12 protein-coding genes are annotated in these 15,768 nt (G+C 63.9%); all 12 read left to right on the plus strand.

Annotation, left to right across the window (positions count from 1 at the left end; all coding sequences use genetic code 11):
* The first annotated feature begins 1 nt into the window (after window position 1).
* The 12 genes from HF854_RS03120 (at window position 2) to HF854_RS03175 (ending at window position 15,756) form a co-directional block, all read left to right on the plus strand.
* Entirely contained in the window at window positions 2–1,297 is a 1,296-nt protein-coding gene (locus HF854_RS03120; RefSeq protein WP_168934967.1) for a sigma-54 interaction domain-containing protein, read from the plus strand.
* The gene (locus HF854_RS03125) at window positions 1,294–3,363 is read left to right on the plus strand and encodes a SpoIIE family protein phosphatase (protein ID WP_168934968.1); all 2,070 of its coding nucleotides are present in this window, start codon (window positions 1,294–1,296) and stop codon (window positions 3,361–3,363) included. The genes HF854_RS03120 and HF854_RS03125 overlap by 4 nt, the downstream gene beginning before the upstream one ends.
* Window positions 3,360–5,696, plus strand: coding sequence for an MFS transporter (locus tag HF854_RS03130; RefSeq protein WP_168934969.1), 2,337 nt, complete (start codon window positions 3,360–3,362; stop codon window positions 5,694–5,696). The genes HF854_RS03125 and HF854_RS03130 overlap by 4 nt, the downstream gene beginning before the upstream one ends.
* Window positions 5,693–7,183, plus strand: coding sequence for a hypothetical protein (locus HF854_RS03135; RefSeq protein WP_168934970.1), 1,491 nt, complete (start codon window positions 5,693–5,695; stop codon window positions 7,181–7,183). The genes HF854_RS03130 and HF854_RS03135 overlap by 4 nt, the downstream gene beginning before the upstream one ends.
* Window positions 7,176–8,369 (plus strand): alanine racemase, encoded by a 1,194-nt coding sequence (locus HF854_RS03140; protein WP_168934971.1) that lies wholly within the window; start codon window positions 7,176–7,178, stop codon window positions 8,367–8,369. The genes HF854_RS03135 and HF854_RS03140 overlap by 8 nt, the downstream gene beginning before the upstream one ends.
* Window positions 8,366–9,517: an ABC transporter substrate binding protein gene (locus HF854_RS03145; RefSeq protein ID WP_205906014.1), complete on the plus strand. Its 1,152-nt coding sequence runs from the start codon at window positions 8,366–8,368 to the stop codon at window positions 9,515–9,517. Before HF854_RS03140 ends, HF854_RS03145 begins: the two co-directional genes overlap by 4 nt.
* A gap of 496 nt (window positions 9,518–10,013) precedes the next feature.
* Window positions 10,014–10,355, plus strand: coding sequence for a WYL domain-containing protein (locus HF854_RS03150; protein ID WP_168934972.1), 342 nt, complete (start codon window positions 10,014–10,016; stop codon window positions 10,353–10,355).
* A 282-nt stretch (window positions 10,356–10,637) separates the two neighbouring features.
* A complete protein-coding gene (nikA, locus tag HF854_RS03155; RefSeq protein ID WP_168934973.1) occupies window positions 10,638–12,227 on the plus strand; it encodes a nickel ABC transporter substrate-binding protein in 1,590 nt (529 codons plus the stop codon).
* Window positions 12,228–12,305: 78 nt separating this feature from the next.
* Window positions 12,306–13,247, plus strand: a complete 942-nt coding sequence (gene opp1B, locus HF854_RS03160; protein WP_168934974.1) for a nickel/cobalt ABC transporter permease — start codon at window positions 12,306–12,308, stop codon at window positions 13,245–13,247.
* Window positions 13,248–14,072 (plus strand): nickel/cobalt ABC transporter permease, encoded by an 825-nt coding sequence (opp1C, locus tag HF854_RS03165; protein WP_006004722.1) that lies wholly within the window; start codon window positions 13,248–13,250, stop codon window positions 14,070–14,072. It begins immediately after the preceding gene.
* Entirely contained in the window at window positions 14,069–14,905 is an 837-nt protein-coding gene (locus HF854_RS03170) for an ABC transporter ATP-binding protein (RefSeq protein ID WP_168934975.1), read from the plus strand. Before opp1C ends, HF854_RS03170 begins: the two co-directional genes overlap by 4 nt.
* On the plus strand, window positions 14,902–15,756 hold the full coding sequence (locus HF854_RS03175) for an ABC transporter ATP-binding protein (RefSeq protein ID WP_168934976.1): 855 nt from the start codon (window positions 14,902–14,904) through the stop codon (window positions 15,754–15,756). Before HF854_RS03170 ends, HF854_RS03175 begins: the two co-directional genes overlap by 4 nt.
* The last annotated feature ends 12 nt before the right edge of the window (window positions 15,757–15,768 follow it).

A 15,768-nucleotide genomic window follows, 5' to 3' on the forward strand; every position in this document is an offset into this window, starting at 1 on the left:
CATGCACGAAAAGAACGCCCGAACCCTTGCCCTGCTGATACGCCTGTGCGACGACCTTGCCTGGGGTCGTCCCGCGGACGAGGATGCCCTGTTCGCCCTGACCCGGGAAGGCAGCTCCTCGCCGGAGCTGGAACGTCTGGCCGAGGCCTTCGGCATGATGATCGTCAAGGTGGAAGCCCGTGAATTCCACCGGGCGGAACTGCTGGAAAAGGTGGAACAGCTTTCGCAGGAGCTGGGAAAAAGCCGTCTGCGCCTGCACGAGGAGAACCGGCAGGTGGTGGAGACCCTGCAAAAGGAGTACAACGTCCGCCGCATCATCGGTCGCTGCCCGGCCATGCGCCAGGTGGTGGCCCAGGCCCTGGCCATCGCCCGGCGGCCCATCAACACTCTGATCCTGGGGCCTTCCGGCACGGGCAAGGAGATCTTCGCCAAGACCATCCATTACCACTCCCCCAGGCGTGATGCCCCCTTCGTGGCCGTCAACTGTACGGCCATCCCCGACTCCCTGTTCGAAAGCGAGATGTTCGGCATCGAAAAGGGCGTGGCCACCGGCGTCAGCGCCCGCCGCGGCCTGGTGGAAGAAGCTTCGGGCGGGACGCTCTTCCTTGACGAACTGGCGGACATGTCCCTGCCCAATCAGGCCAAACTGCTGCGCGTGCTCGAGGAACGGGAAGTCCTGCGCGTGGGCAGCGCCCGGCCCGTGCCCGTGGACATCAAGGTCATCGCGGCCACCAATGTGGACCTGCGGCAGGCCGTGGCCCGGGGGCGCTTCCGGGAAGACCTGTACTACCGCCTCAATGTGGCCGAGCTGACGCTCCCTCCCCTGCGCGAACGGGGCGACGACATCCTGCTGCTGGCCCGGCATCTGCTGGCCCAGCATGCGCACAATATGGAACGCGCTGCCCTGCCCCTGGCCCCGGCCACCCAGCAGTGCCTGCTGGCCTACGACTGGCCCGGCAATGTGCGCGAACTGAGCAACGAGATGGAACGGGCAGCGGCCCTTACCGTGGATACGGTCATCCGTCCGTCGGATCTTTCTCCCAAACTGCTGGCCGCCCTGGCGCGCCACGGCTGCATAAAGACAAGCGCCACCGCCCCCCGGGAACCGCTGCCGGACATCCGGACGACATTCAATCTGGAACAGGCGGAGCGCCTGCTGGTACAGCGGGCCCTCGACGCCTGCCAGGGCAACAAGAGCCGGGCGGCGGAACTGCTCGGCATCACCCGGGAAGGCCTGCGCAAAAAGCTGCTGCGCCTCGACAAGACGGCCCACGGCCATGACGGGGAGGAGGCATGAACGCAAGCCTGAGATTGCGGCTGGCCCTGCTGGTGGTCTGTTCCGTGGCCCTCACCGTCGCGCTGGTCCTCTACCTGACCTGGCAGCGGGTCGGGGAGACCATGATCGGGATGGAAGAAAAAAATTTCGCCACCCTGCTGCTGGTGGAAGAGGAACGGCTCAATACGGCCACCCTCAACCATCTGGCGGCCAAGGTGCGCTCCGTGCTCCTGCGCAAAGCGCAGCTGCGGGACACCTCCGCCCGCGTCCAGGCACTGCTGCGGGCCCTGGCCCCGCAACGTCCCGCGGGCAGCGGGCAGGCCCACCTCGTCCTGCAACCCCTGCTGTCCGCCATGGACGCCGCCAGCATCGCTCTGGTGGATGACGTCGACAGTATCCGCATGGAGATCCTGGATACGGAAAAACTCCGTAGCGGCCAGACGAGTCTTCTGGGCCTGTCGTCCAGTCTGCGGGATGCCAAACAGCGGCCCGTGCAGCGCCTGCTCAAACAGTTGTCCCGGGATGGTGATTTTGCCGTTTTTGACCTGCCCCGCCTCGTGGCCACCAACGAAGGCCGCATGGTCCCCTCCGGCACCTATCGCCCCGTGCTGACCTATTTCCTGCCTTTGGACGGCCACAGGCCGTCACGGGAGATCCTGGTCTCCATGATCCCCCTGGACGATCTGGAAAAGATGGCTGTCCGGGCCCAGACGCAACTGCTGGAGGACACGCGGGAAAAATTCAGGGAGATGTCCCTTTATCCCGGCGGGCTCGTGGCGCTGCTGGACGGTGACGGGCATATCCTGGTCTCCAGTGGTGACGGTCTTCTTCCTGACGGCCTCGACGCGGCCCGGGCAGAAGCCCGCCAGACGGGCATGGCCAAGGTCATCCTGCCGTCGGCACAGGGCGATATGCTCTGCCTGCTGGGCAGCATCCGGGCCTTTGGCTGGTATGTGGCCCTGACGGCCCCCCTGGACGAGATACGGGAGCCTTCCGACAGCCTGCTGGCCAGCCTGCTGGCCGTGAGCCTGCCCATCATGCTGCTGGTGGCTCTGGCGGCCCTGCTCATGCTCATCAGGACGCTGCGTCCCCTGAAACTGCTGACCCGCAAGACCCGTCAGCTGGCCGAAGTGGATTTTGCCGCCCCCGATGCCCTTGACCGGCTCGAGCCCCTCCTCAGCCAGGGGCTGCCGCTGGAACGTCGCGACGAGCTGGGCCAGCTGGCCCGGGCCTATGCCCATCTGGGCGGGGCCCTTACCACCAACATCCGCAATCTGATGGAGGCCACCGCCAGCAAGGAACGCATGGAGGGCGAGCTCTCCGCCGCACGCGAGATCCAGATGGGCATCCTCCCGCCCCCGGACGGAGCTCCCGAAGTGTGCGGTTTCCGGGCCTCGGCCTTTCTGGATCCCGCCAAGGAAGTGGGCGGCGACATGTACGACTTTTTCGTCACCAGCGACGGGCGGCGGGCCCTTGTCCTGGGAGACGTGTCCGGCAAAGGTGTCCCGGCGGCCCTGTTCATGTCCATGACCGTCACGCTCGTGCGCTACGCCCTCGTCTCCGGGCTCGATCCGGCGGCCGCCATGTCGCAGGTCAACGCCATGCTCGAGGCCCACAACCCGGGCAACATGTTCGTGACCCTCTTCCTGGCCCTGTATGACCCCCAAAGCGGTGAACTGAGCTACGCCAACGGCGGGCATTGCCCGCCCTACATCATCGATGCGGCCTCGGACGCCCCGCCCCGCATGCTGGACAAGCTAAGCGGCCCGCTGGTGGGCGTCATCCCGGACATGGAATACACGCTGTTCACGGATACCCTCAAGGAACAGGAGACCTGCCTGCTCTTTACCGACGGGGTGACCGAAGCCATGAACGGCGACAAGGAACTGTACGGTGAGGCCCGGTTGCAGGATTTCCTGGCCGCCCATCGCGGGGCCTCGCCCAGGGAACTGCTGACGCTCATTTTCTCGGAGCTTGTCCGCTTCCGGGGAGAAGAGCCCCAATCCGACGACATCACCATGCTGGCCTTCTGCCGCACGCACAGTGCGAGCGTGGCCCAACCTGCCTCTCCCCGGACATCCTCATGACCATGCCTTGCTCTTCGATGGACCAGCGCGCGCCCTTGGGCCGCATCCTGGCCGGATGGATCGCCATCCTCCTGTGCAGCCTGCTGCTGTACGATGCCCTGCTCTATTCCTCCTTGCGCACGGCCACACGGGAAGGGACGCAGGCATCGGCCAGTGTGGCGGCCACGGCCCTGAAAAGCCGTATGGCCATAGGGATCCGCTTTGGCAAAAAGCTGGAGACCTACCACAATATCGACCGTCTGCTGGCCAGTGTGGGCCAGGCTGCCGATATGCCGCTGGCCGTACTGGATGCCCGGGGCATGGCCCTGCATCACTGGGGGCGCTTCCCGCTTTTGCCGGACATCAGCGACCGCCTGCCGAAAACGGGAACAGAGGCTGTCCTTTCCCTGAAGGACGGGGAACTGCTGCTGGCCCCCGTCGCGGACCGGGACGAACACATCGTGGGCCATATCGCGGTCTGGATGCCTTCCCGCAATCTGGATGCCACACTCAGGGATCTTTTCCGGCAGCAGCTGCTCTTTCAGGGCTGGCTGGCACTGGCAGGGATACTGCTTTTGTCCCTCTGCCTTGGCCTGCGCCGTTCCGGAGGCATGCCCCGCAATCTGTGCATCGCCATTTTCCTGCTGCTCATGCTGGGCAATGGGGCCCTGGCCCTGCATGCCGTCAGCCGGCAATATACGCAGGGGCTCAGGAACGATGCCGCGCATACCGGCGCCATCCTGACCGAGGACCTCAACCGCCTGCTGCTGGTGGGTGTCTCCCTGGACGATACCAGCCGCCTGTCCGCCTATCTGACCCGGGCCGCCACCGCCCACGGTGACGATCTTGTCCTGGAGGTCCTGGCGCCTTCCGGCAAAGTATTCGCATCGAGCCACGCTTCCGGCCCCCTTCCCGAACTTTTGCCGCCCGGCGAGGAATTCCCCCTGCTGGAGCTGGCCTCGGCCTTTTCCGTCAGCGGGGATTCGCCGGAGCAGGGCTGGAAACTGCGGGCCACCCTCGCGCGCGGTCCCTGGCTGGAGCGCCTGATCGCCAACGGGCTGGACATCCTGGCCCTGGTGGCCATCTCCCTCATCTTCATGGTGGAGATGTTCCTGCTGCTCTCCCGCAGTCTGGAAGCCCGCCTGCAGGGAACGACGCAATCCCACGCTCACCGCAGCGCCCTGTTCCGCCCGCTGATGTTCGTCTTCATCCTGGCCATGGACATGACCATTTCCTTCATCCCCCTGCGCATGGCCGAACTCACCACCACGAGCATACTCCCGCGCGACGTACTGCTGGGCCTGCCCATCTCCGCGGAAATGGGTATGACCGGCCTCAGCGTGCTCATCGCCGGGACATGGATGAAGCGCAAAGGGGCCCGGCCGCCCCTCATGACGGGCATCATCTGTATGGCCCTGGGCTATCTGGCCTCCATGCTGGCCTGGACCCCCTGGCTTTTCATCGCCGCCCGGGCGCTGGTGGGACTGGGCTACGGCCTTTCCCTGCTCACTGCCCAGGCCTACACGGTGCGAGACGGCAAACTGGCCGACATGTTTGCCGGTGTCTATGCCGGATCCCTGTGCGGCAGCGCCCTGGGGGCCATGCTGGCCGAACGTCTGGGCTACGGTCCCGTTTTCGCCATCTCCGCCGTCATCCTGGCCTGTCTGGCCCTGGTGCCCCTGCGTCTGCTGCGCGGACAGGAAAAGCAGGAGGACGTCCGGGAAGAAGCCCCGGCCGCCAGACTGACGCTGCCGCAGATCCGCCGCCTGCTGGCGGACCGCCACTTCCTGGCTTTCATCCTGCTGGCTCTGCTGCCCTCGACCCTGCTCTGCGTGGGTTTCCTCAACTACTTTTTGCCTGTCTTCCTCAAGCAGGCCGATGTGGCCCAGTCCAACATCGGACGCATCTACATGCTCAACTGCCTCATCGTCATCTACAGCGGTCCCCTTTTCGCCCGTCTGGTCGGCAACAGCCTGCACAAAGGCCCGCTCCTTTTCTGGGCCGGCATCCTCTCGGCCCTGTCCGTGGCCTGTTTCTGTTTCCTTCCTCCCCTGCCGGCTTCGGTGGCGGGATCCATCCTGCTGGGACTGGCCACCGGTCTCAACATCCCGGCCCAGAGCGAATTCCTGCTGGAACTGGACATCGCCCGGGCCATCGGTGTGGATCAGGCCATGAGCCTGCTGGATGCCCTGCAACGCGTGGGGCAGGTCATCGGCCCGGTCTGCGTGGGGGCTGTCATGGCCATCATGAGCGTGGATGACGCCGCCCGCTGGGCAGGCATCATCCTGGTGGCCATTTCCCTTCTTTTCCTGTTACTGGTCCGCCCGACCCGCCATTCGGGAGACAGAGCATGACCTCCGCCCGGGACTGGATCCGCAGCCGTTGCCCGGAGGCATTGGCGGCCTTCGAACAGGCAGGAGCGCAGACACTGGCGGACTATGCGGCAGGCTTTGGCGCGGACGCCGCCCTGCCCAGGCCGCCGCAAGCCGCTGACGACCTTGTGGAACTGGCCGCCGCGACCTGCGCCCGGCTGTATTCGCCTGATCTGGGGCAGGCCCTGCGCCGTGAACTGGAGAGCGATCTCCATGCACTTACGGCCAACCATCACGGTGTGGATTTCCACCCGGAATTCTTCCAGGGCGATTTGCTGTTCGCCATGAGCTGCCGCCACGCCGTGCCCCTGTTCAACTGCGGCGCTGTCCCGGCCAACAACGTGGCGTATCCTCGCGGCATCCTGCTGGGATGCGGCACCCCGGAAGAGGTGAGTTTCCGCAGCCGCAAACTGCCCATCCTGCCGGGAAGGGACCGGCATGGGCTCATCAGCGTGCGCCCGGCGTTCACCGCCGCCGAGGTCATCCTGCCCTCGCAGCTTTTCGGCCAGCCGGAAGAGCCGCATGCTCTGGACCGTCTTGTCCAGGCCGTCTACCGCCATCCCCGCGTACTGGAACAGCAGACATTCCGGGATCAGGCCAGCCTCATGAATGCCCTGCTGTGGCAGCAGGTCATCCCGAAAAGCTGTGACCTCCCGCCGCTGGTCTCGCTGGACATGCAATGGCTGTGCGGTCGCCTGATCACGGCCGATCTGGAACAACCGGACAGCCTTGTCCGGCACCTGCTCCTGCATCCGCCGCTGGCCGCTGCTATCTGGGATGCCCTCAACGGGCAACGGGCCTGCTGGACCGGGGATGCGCAGGGCCTGCAGCGAGGCACCTTCCTGTTCTGGGGCGTGGACGGCAAAGGCCGGGCCCTGGCTCTGCGGCCTGCCCGCGATTTCCGCTCGCTGGTGGCTGTCCGGGATGCAGGCTGGCGCCTGCCGCTGGATGCCCGCACCCTGGGCAGGGCCCTGGCGGAAGAGCGCATCCTCCCCTCGCTTTTCCTTTATTTCGCCACCGTGACGGCGGCCAGGGGCCTGCGCTGTGCCGGAGGCATCTTCCAGACCTCGTACCTGCCGCGCATGATCCGGGGCATCTGTACGGCTCTGCGGCACTGCGGTGCCGACGGGCCGGCCACGCGCATCGCCGGGGCATTCCGTCCCTGTCCGCCCTGCACGGGGCTGCTGCCCCTGCGTCTGCCCTGCCCTGACGGCCCGTTGCGGCAGACCGGCCGGGGAGCCGGCGCCGCGGACCTCTGGCTGGCCGGCGGCCTCTCTCCCGCCCTGTGGCAGTCACTGCGGCACAGCCGGGTCGATCATGCCCTGGCAGCCTCGCTGCCGTATCATTATGAAGACCTGTCCGCTCAGGAGATGCGACCGCCGCTGCTGGACAGCCTTTTGCAACAGGCCCCGCCCATCGGGAGCCTGCCCTTTCTTGCGCCTTTCCCCCTGGAGATGCCTCATGCCTGAACTGGAGATAAATCTGGATGCCCTGGCCCATAATCTGCGTCTTGTGCGGCGCCAGGAACAGGCCTGGGGCTTCCGTTTCCTGCCGGTGCTGAAGATGGTGGCTTCCCACCCGGACGTCGTCGATTTCCTGCGTACGCAGGGCTATGCCCGCTACGGCATCGCGGATATGACGGAGCATCTTCTGTACGGACAGGAGCCGCCTGCACGCACAGGGCGCGTCCTGATCAATCTGGCCCCCCCGGACAGGGCGGACGACGTCGTCCGCCTGTTCGAACGCAGCGCCTTTTCCTGTGAGACGACCTTCCGGGCCCTGGATGCTGCTGCCCGTGCCGCGGGTCTGCATCACGAGGCCCTGCTCATGGTGGATATAGGCGACATGCGCGAAGGGATCCCGCAGGAAGATGCCCCCGCCCTGCTGCGGGCCGTGGCGACCGCGTCGCAGCGTGCGGCCCATGGGCCGGGCGCCCATGTGGCGGGCATCGGCGTCAATCTCGGCTGCCTGTACGGGACCTGTCCGGACGACGAGAACATGGCCCTGCTCGAAGCCCTGGCGGCCCGGGCAGGCACCCTGCTGGGGCATGCCCTGCACCGGGTCAGCCTGGGCGGGAGCATCTTCTGGAACTGGTTCGCCCGCCGTCACGGGCATGGACCGCATCTGCCGCCCGGCTGCATCATGGAATTCCGCATGGGGGATCCCCTGCTGCTTGGCCGGGACATGTACCGGGACGAAGCCCTGCTGGCCGGGGACTTCCGGCAGGATATCTTCCGCCTGTCGGCCACGGTGCTGGAAGTGACGGAACGGGACATCCGTCCGCCCCGACAGAGCGTCCACAACGGACGGGGGCTGCACGCCGACTGCCCTGATCTGGGAAAACGGCTCCAGGCGCTGGTGGACTGCGGCAGCCTGCATACGGACGTCCGGGGCCTTTCCCTGGCCCGCCCGGACTGGCGGATATCCGATTTCAGCGGCAATTACGCCATCCTGGACTTGAGCGGCTGCCCACAGGCTCCCGTGCCGGGGGAACATGTCCGGTTCATCCCGTCCTATTGGGCCGTGGCCCGTACCTGCCGTATGCCCCACATCCGCAAGACCCTTATCCACGATACTCTGCCGGGACCATCCCTTCCCGACTCCCGGCCCGCCTCTCCCCAGCAGGAGACGGCGCCCCTTTCGGAGGTTTCATGAAGACGTCACGATATGTTGCCCCTGTGCTTGCCTGCCTGCTGCTCTTGCCTCTGCTGCTCCGGGACTGCGCCTTTGCCGCCCCTGCGCAGGCCGATCCCGACGGGGAAAAGGTATGGCGGGTGATCTATGTGGAAGGCGGCCCCTTTTCCGATTACCAGCGCATCTTTCAGGGACTGGCCCTGGGACTGGAGGAACGCGGACTGATCGAGAACGGGCATGTGCCCCTGCCCAAGGACAGCGAAGAAGCCCGCGGCATGTGGGAATGGCTGCACCAGCATGCAGGCGGCAAACGTCTTGTCTTTCCGGCGGACGGTTTCTACTCCGCGGACTGGGACGGCCAACAACGGGAAAAAGTACGCCAGGAGGTCCTGCGCCGCATCCGGGAAAAGAAGGACGTGGACATGGTCCTGGCCTTCGGGACCTGGGCCGGACAGGATCTTGCCGCGCAGGATCTGCCTGTTCCAGTCATCGTCTCGTCCGTGACCAATGCGGTGGACGCGGGCATCATCCCCTCGGTGGAAGATTCGGGGCGGGACAATCTGGTGGCCCCTATCGAGCCTGACCGCTTCAAGCGCCAGGTCCTGCTCTTCCACGACATCTTCGCCTTCAAAAAGCTCGGCATCGCCTACGAAGATACCCCGGCCGGCCGCGGCAGCATCGCCCTCAACGAGATCGAGGATGCCGCCAGGGAACTGGGGATCACCCTGCTGCGCTGTACCGATACCTTCGACATCCAGGACACGGACCTGGCCTCGGAGCGTCTGCTGGCCTGTCATAAAAAACTGGTGGACCAAGGGGCCGAGGCTGTTTACCTCACGTATAATGTCGGTCTGCAGGCCGGTGCCATGCGCAGGGTGCTGCAGCCGCTGGCCGATGCGCATGTCCCCACCTTTTCCCAGCTGGGCGCACCGGACGTGATCCACGGGGCCCTGCTGAGTGTGGCGCAATCCAATACGGCCGAAGAAGGCCGCTTCAGCGCCGGTCTGGTGGAGGCCATCCTCAAGGGCGCACGCCCGCGTGATCTCTCGCCGGTCTTCGAAAGCCCCGTCAGCATGGCTCTGAACCTTTTCATGGCCACGCTCATCGGCTGGAACCCGCCGCTGGAAGTGCTGGCCGCCGTGGACGAATTCTATCAGGAGATGAAGTAGCCACAGCCCCCTAGGACGCACGAAACACGAAAGGCGTACCGGATACCGGTACGCCTTTTTTGTCTGCCGGACGACATGCACCGCGTCATGTGTGACAGCCCGTATCTGGCGGCCGCCCTGCTGCCGGACACAGAGAGCCTGCCGCCCGGCGGTATCGGCGGTCGGCTGAGCAAGGGCCGTATCGACTACGAGCCCTTTGCGGCCACGCTGGACTGTCTGACCCAGGCCATGCAGACGCGCAACGTCTGTACCGTGAGCTACCGTGCTGCCCTGCACCGGCAGGAAAAGACCTGGCAGTATGCGCCGCTGCGCCTGCTGGCCTATCGCGAGAGCCTTTTCGTGCAAGACCATATGGTCACGGATGACGGTCCGGTGGAGCGTCTGTTCGACGATACGCCCCTGCTGGCGTGCATCGCATCACGGCCAGTCGCGTCACCGGACGCAGCTCTGCCGCCCTGCCGGACATCCCCGCACCGTCCGGCGAGGGGCTGGCATCATGGAAATGGAAGAAGAACCTTTCGAAGTCAGCCTGCGCTTTGCCCCGGAGGCCGCCACCTATGCGGCCGAACGCCGCTGGAGCCGGGACCAGCGTTGCGAAATGCATGACGACGGTTCCGTCAGGCTGCCTATCAGGGCGCATAACGAAGCGGAGTGTCTTTCCTGGGTGCTGGGCTTTGCTGACAGGGCCCAGGCGCTGGCCCCGGACTGGCTGCGCAGGGAGGTCAAAAAAACGGTCTATGCCATGGCCCGCCTGTGCCACACGCCGCGCAAACCGGCAGACACGGCCGAAAGCGGCGGCTCGCCTGCCGCGGCCTGCTCCCTGCGGCTGCGGGAGTAACCCACGATGCCGGACCTGTGTGCATCCTTACCGGATGTTCCTCTATCAGGTACTTCGTCTTGGCCCACCCCGTTCGCATCCACGCAGGTTCCAGTCAGTCCGTACTCTACCTTTGCCCCAGCGCCTGAAGGGCCCCTGGGATACCCATGCTCCGCCCTGCCGTGATTCCCCTTTCCTATCACGGGTAATGGGAAAAAAGTATTTTGCGGCATCAGAAGGTTATGGCATAGAGTCCATTGGAAATGAAAATGAATTTTTATTCCATAACAAAGGACGGACTGCATGACCATTCATTCCACTTTCGGCAAGCTGGCCTTCTCTCTTGCCCTGGCAGGGACATTCCTTTTTCCCGGCCTTGATGCCCGGGCCACGAATGACACGACCGATACGCTGAATTTTGTCAACTACCGGGATGTCCGTGATCTCAACCCCCACCTGTATGCCGGTGAGATGTACGCGCAGGAAATGATCTTCGAGACCCTGGTGGACATCACGGCCGACGGTTACAAGCCCTGCCTGGCCGAAAGCTGGGATATTTCTGCCGACGGCAAAGTCTACACCTTCCATATCCGCAAGGGCGTCACGTTCACTGACGGGACCCCGTGCGATGCTTTTGCCATCAAGGCCAACTTCGATGCCATCCTGGAAAACCGTGCCCGCCATACCTGGCTGGAGATGATGCACCTGCTGGAAAAGGTGGACGCGCCTGATGCCCAGACCTTCCGCATTTTCATGAAGGCTCCGTACTGGCCCATGCTTACGGAACTGGGCGTGACCCGTCCCTTTGCCATCATCTCGCCCAAGGCCATGAAAAACGGATCCACCAAGAACTGCGTGACGGCCTATGTGGGAACCGGGCCCTACAAGCTGACCAAGGTCGTCACGGACGAATACGCCGTTTTCGAGGCCAACGAGAACTACTGGGGCGAACAGCCCAAGATCAAGCGTGTCGTGGTCAAGGTCATCCCCGACAACCAGACCCGCATCCTGGCTCTGGAAAAAGGCGAGATCGACCTGATCTGGGGCAAGAACATGCTGGATGCCGATGCCCTGAACAAATACAAGGACAGCAAAGGGTTCGGCGTTGCCCTTTCCGCCCCCACCTCCACCCGGCACATCGTCCTCAACGGCCAGAATCCCGTACTTGCCGACATCCATGTCCGCAAGGCCCTGCAGCATGCCACCAACCGTGTCGCCATCGCCAAGGGGGTGTTCCACAATACCGAACTTCCCGCGGATACGCTGTATGCCCGCAGTGTCCCCTATTGCGACATCGATTTGAAACCCTACGAATATGACATGGCCAAGGCCGCCAGGATCCTGGACGAGGCCGGCTGGAAGCCGGGCTCCGACGGCATTCGCCAGAAGGACGGCAAGCGCATGGAGCTGGGGCTGCTCTACAACAGCAACAGCGTGACGGAAAAGACCATCGCCGAATACCTGCAGCATGAATACGGCAAGCTCGGCATCAAGGTGAGCCTGCGCGGCGAGGAAGAACAGTCCTATCGCGACAACATGAAGAACGGCCTGTTCGACATGATCTTCAACATCTGCTGGGGCATGCCTTACGACCCGCAGTCTTCCATGGCCGCCATGCGCCAGCGCGTCTACGGCGACTATGCCGCCCAGCTTTCCCTGCCCGACAAGGCCCAGATCGATGCGGCCATCACGGAGATCATGTCCTCCACCGATCCGGTCCGCAGGCAGGAGCTTTTCACCTTTGCCCTGACCCATCTGCATGAGGATGCCATCTACATCCCTCTGACCTACGAGACCAACAAGGCGCTCTTCACCAAGCGCCTCAAGGGGGTGGGCTTCAACCAGACCCAGTACGAAGTGCCGTTCACCAGAATGTACTTTGAAGGGAAATAGCGGGACGGAAGTCCCCGCAGGGAAGGGCTATCCCGCCACAGGCCGGCCCTTCCCCGCCTTTCCCGCCCGGATCGCCTCATGAAAAACTACATCATCATGCGCCTGCTGGCCACCGTGCCCCTGCTGCTGGGCATATCCTTCCTGTGCTTCGTCTTTATCAACCTTATCCCTTCCGACCCTGCCGAGGTGGCCCTGCGCATCCGCCAGACCCCCATCATCACGGAAGAACTCATAGCCCAAACCCGTGCCGAACTGGGTCTGGATCAGCCCTTTCTGGTGCGCTATGCCCACTGGCTCTGGGATTGCCTGCACTTCGACCTGGGCGTGAGCTACACCAATCCTGCCCGGACGGTGCTGGGCGAGATAGGCCGCTGTCTGCCGGCCACCCTGGAACTGGCCGGGCTCTCGCTGGTCTACGTCATCGTGCTCAGCCTGCCCATCGGCTTCCTGAGCGCCGTCTACAAGGACACATGGTTCGACCGCATCATGCGCGGCGTGGTCTTTGCCACCACGGCCATGCCCGTTTACTGGGTAGGCCTGCTGCTCATCTGGATCGTCAGCATCAAGCTGGACCTGCTGCCCACCAGCGGCTACGGGGGCTTTTCCAGCCTTATCCTGCCGGCCTTCACCGTGGCGCTGAGCTACATCTCCACCTATATCCGCCTGATCCGCAACAACATGCTGGAAAACATGCGCGAGGATTATGTGCTCTATGCCCAGGCCCGCGGCCTGAAGCAGAGCAGCATCCTCGTGCGCCATATCCTGAAGAACTCCCTGCAATCCTGCGTGACCGCCATCGGCATGAGCATCCCCCAGCTCATCGCCGGCACCATCGTGGTGGAGAACGTGTTCGCCTGGCCGGGTGTGGGGCGCCTGTGCATCGCCTCCATCTTCAATCGCGACTATCCGGTCATCCAGGCCTATGTGCTGCTGGTAGGCGTGCTTTTCGTCTTCTTCAATCTGTTCTTCGACATCCTGCAGTATGTGGCCGACCCGCGCCTGCGCGAAAGGAAAGCGTAAATGTTGCAACAACTTTTCAAGAATCCCATGGCCCTGCTGTGCATGGGGATCGTCCTGGTCACGGCCCTGCTGGGCATCTTTGCTCCGTGGGTGGCGCCCAACGATCCCTATGCCAACGACATCCTCAACAAATTCGACAGCCCCTCCTGGCAATATCCCCTGGGCACGGACCATCTGGGGCGCTGCGTGTTCTCGCGCATGCTCTTCGGCATACGGCCCACGCTCTTCCTTTCTCTGCTGACCATGCTGGGCACCATCGGGCTGGGCGTGATCATGGGCATCACCGCAGGCTACTTCCGCGGCACGGTAGATGAAGTCATCATGCGTGTGGTGGACGTCATGCTCTCCTTCCCCAGCCAGATCATCATCCTGGCCGTGGTCGCCCTGCTGGGGGTGGACATCCGCAATGTGGTCATTGCCAGCATCTTTATCAAATGGGCCTGGTACGCCCGCATGATCCGGACTGCGACCATCAAGTATACGGGCATGAACTTCGTGCTTTTCTCCCGCAGCATCGGTTCCGGAAACTTCTACATCCTCACCCGGCACATGCTTCCCTGCATCGCCGCTGAACTGGCCGTACTGGCCTCGCTGGATACGGGATGGGCCATCCTCAACATCTCTACCCTTTCCTTCCTCGGGCTGGGCGTCCAGGCCCCTGTGCCCGAATGGGGCGCCATGCTCAATGAAGCCAAGAACGTCATGGTCTCCAACCCCGAGCAGATGATCGTCCCCGGCATCGCCGTGGTGGTGCTGGTAGGGGCCTTCAACATGCTGGGCGACTGCCTGCGCGACGCCCTCGATCCCAAGGCGGTGCGCCAATGAACGATATCCTCACCGTCAGGGACCTGTCCGTCCACTTCCGACAGGGAAAGCGTCTGGTGCAGCTGGTGGACCGGGTCTCCTTTTCCGTGGTCAGGGGAGAATGCCTGGGCATCCTGGGAGAATCGGGCAGCGGCAAGAGCATGACCTGCAAGGCCCTGCTGGGCCTGCTGGACGACAACTTCCAGGTCACCGGCAGTTCCCGCTTTGAAGGCAGGCCCCTGCTGAGCCAGACACCGGAGCAGCTGCGCCGCCTGCGGGGCGGCAAGATCAGCATGGTCCTGCAAAATCCCATGTCCTGCTTCGATCCCCTGTACCGCATCGGGGAGCAGATGGCCGAGACCCTGCAGGAGCACACCGCCCTGAAAGGCAGGCCCCTGCAAAAAAGGATGGAGGACATCCTCCGCCTGATGCGCATCCACGACCCGGCGGACGTGCTGCGCAAGTACCCGCACCAGCTCTCGGGCGGCATGTTGCAGCGCGTCATGATCGGGCTGGCCATCTGCATGCAGCCTTCGCTGATCATCGCCGACGAGCCAACGACAGCCATCGACTCCATCAGCCAGTATGCCATCATGCAGGAATTCCTGCGCATCAAGCAGCGCGGGGAAGTCTCCATGATCTTCATCTCGCATGACCTCGGCGTGCTGTCGCTCATCGCTGACAGGCTCATCGTCATGCATGACGGCAAGGCGGTGGAAAGCGGTACGGCACAGGAGATCTTCGACAACGCCACGGACACCTACACCCGCCACCACATCAAACAGCACAGGGCCGTCATGCACCGCTTCCTGGATGCGCTGCATGCTCCTGTCCCCGGAAGGATACCCGCATGAACACACTGCTCCACGCAGACGACATCCACGTCTCATTCAAAAAGGAAAACCAGAAAAGCCTGTTCGGCCGGGAACGGCAGCAGGTCTTGCGCGGCATCTCCCTGAGCCTCCGCGAGGGGGAATGCCTGGGCATCATCGGTGAGTCCGGCAGCGGCAAGAGCACGCTGGGGCGTGTGCTTTCCGGCCTGCTCAAACCGGAGCGGGGCACAGTGCGCATCAACGGGCTGGATCTGTATGCCAGACGCTCCGCCCGCGAGGCTGCCGCCCTGCACCACAGCCTTTCCGTCGTCTTTCAGGACTATACATCTTCGGCCAATCCCCGTTTCAGGGTGGAACATATCATCGGGGAGTCCTTGCGGGCCCTGGAACGCAGTACGGGCCAGCGTGTGGACCGCCGCGCCCGGATCTGTGAGCTGCTGGAGCAGGTGGGCCTGCCGGCCGCGTTCATCTCCCGCTATCCGCATGAACTGAGCGGCGGTCAGTTGCAGCGTGTATGCATCGCCCGTGCCCTGGCCATCCGGCCGCGCATCATCCTTCTGGACGAGGCCATCAGCTCGCTGGACGCTTCCACCCAGGTGCAGATCATGGACCTGCTCATCGAGCTGCGCCGGGATCTGGGGCTTTCCTACCTGTTCATCACCCACGACCTGACCAGCATCACCTACCTGTGTGACCGGGTCGTTTTCATCGACGCCGGCACCATCGTGGAACAGGTGGACGATATCCGGCGCATCGCCATGATCCGTAACGATTATGCCCGCAACCTGCTGGGATCCGTCATGGGCATCGGTGTGGAGCACGGCAGCGGGGCTGCCCGCACCGGGCAGGATCGTTACGCGGCCATTGCCTGAGAAGGATAGATT

Origin of the sequence: Desulfovibrio piger, assembly GCF_012843875.1 — a bacterium.
Taxonomy (GTDB): domain Bacteria; phylum Desulfobacterota; class Desulfovibrionia; order Desulfovibrionales; family Desulfovibrionaceae; genus Desulfovibrio.

What these genes read in the sequence shown, in the direction of transcription:
- HF854_RS03150 (WP_168934972.1), top strand. Translation starts at nt 10,014, where the DNA reads ATGGAAATGGAAGAAGAACCTTTCGAAGTCAGCCTGCGCTTTGCCCCG.
- HF854_RS03130 (WP_168934969.1), top strand. Translation starts at nt 3,360, where the DNA reads ATGACCATGCCTTGCTCTTCGATGGACCAGCGCGCGCCCTTGGGCCGC.
- nikA (WP_168934973.1), top strand. Translation starts at nt 10,638, where the DNA reads ATGACCATTCATTCCACTTTCGGCAAGCTGGCCTTCTCTCTTGCCCTG.
- opp1B (WP_168934974.1), top strand. Translation starts at nt 12,306, where the DNA reads ATGAAAAACTACATCATCATGCGCCTGCTGGCCACCGTGCCCCTGCTG.
- HF854_RS03170 (WP_168934975.1), top strand. Translation starts at nt 14,069, where the DNA reads ATGAACGATATCCTCACCGTCAGGGACCTGTCCGTCCACTTCCGACAG.
- HF854_RS03140 (WP_168934971.1), top strand. Translation starts at nt 7,176, where the DNA reads ATGCCTGAACTGGAGATAAATCTGGATGCCCTGGCCCATAATCTGCGT.
- opp1C (WP_006004722.1), top strand. Translation starts at nt 13,248, where the DNA reads ATGTTGCAACAACTTTTCAAGAATCCCATGGCCCTGCTGTGCATGGGG.
- HF854_RS03120 (WP_168934967.1), top strand. Translation starts at nt 2, where the DNA reads ATGCACGAAAAGAACGCCCGAACCCTTGCCCTGCTGATACGCCTGTGC.
- HF854_RS03145 (WP_205906014.1), top strand. Translation starts at nt 8,366, where the DNA reads ATGAAGACGTCACGATATGTTGCCCCTGTGCTTGCCTGCCTGCTGCTC.
- HF854_RS03125 (WP_168934968.1), top strand. Translation starts at nt 1,294, where the DNA reads ATGAACGCAAGCCTGAGATTGCGGCTGGCCCTGCTGGTGGTCTGTTCC.
- HF854_RS03175 (WP_168934976.1), top strand. Translation starts at nt 14,902, where the DNA reads ATGAACACACTGCTCCACGCAGACGACATCCACGTCTCATTCAAAAAG.
- HF854_RS03135 (WP_168934970.1), top strand. Translation starts at nt 5,693, where the DNA reads ATGACCTCCGCCCGGGACTGGATCCGCAGCCGTTGCCCGGAGGCATTG.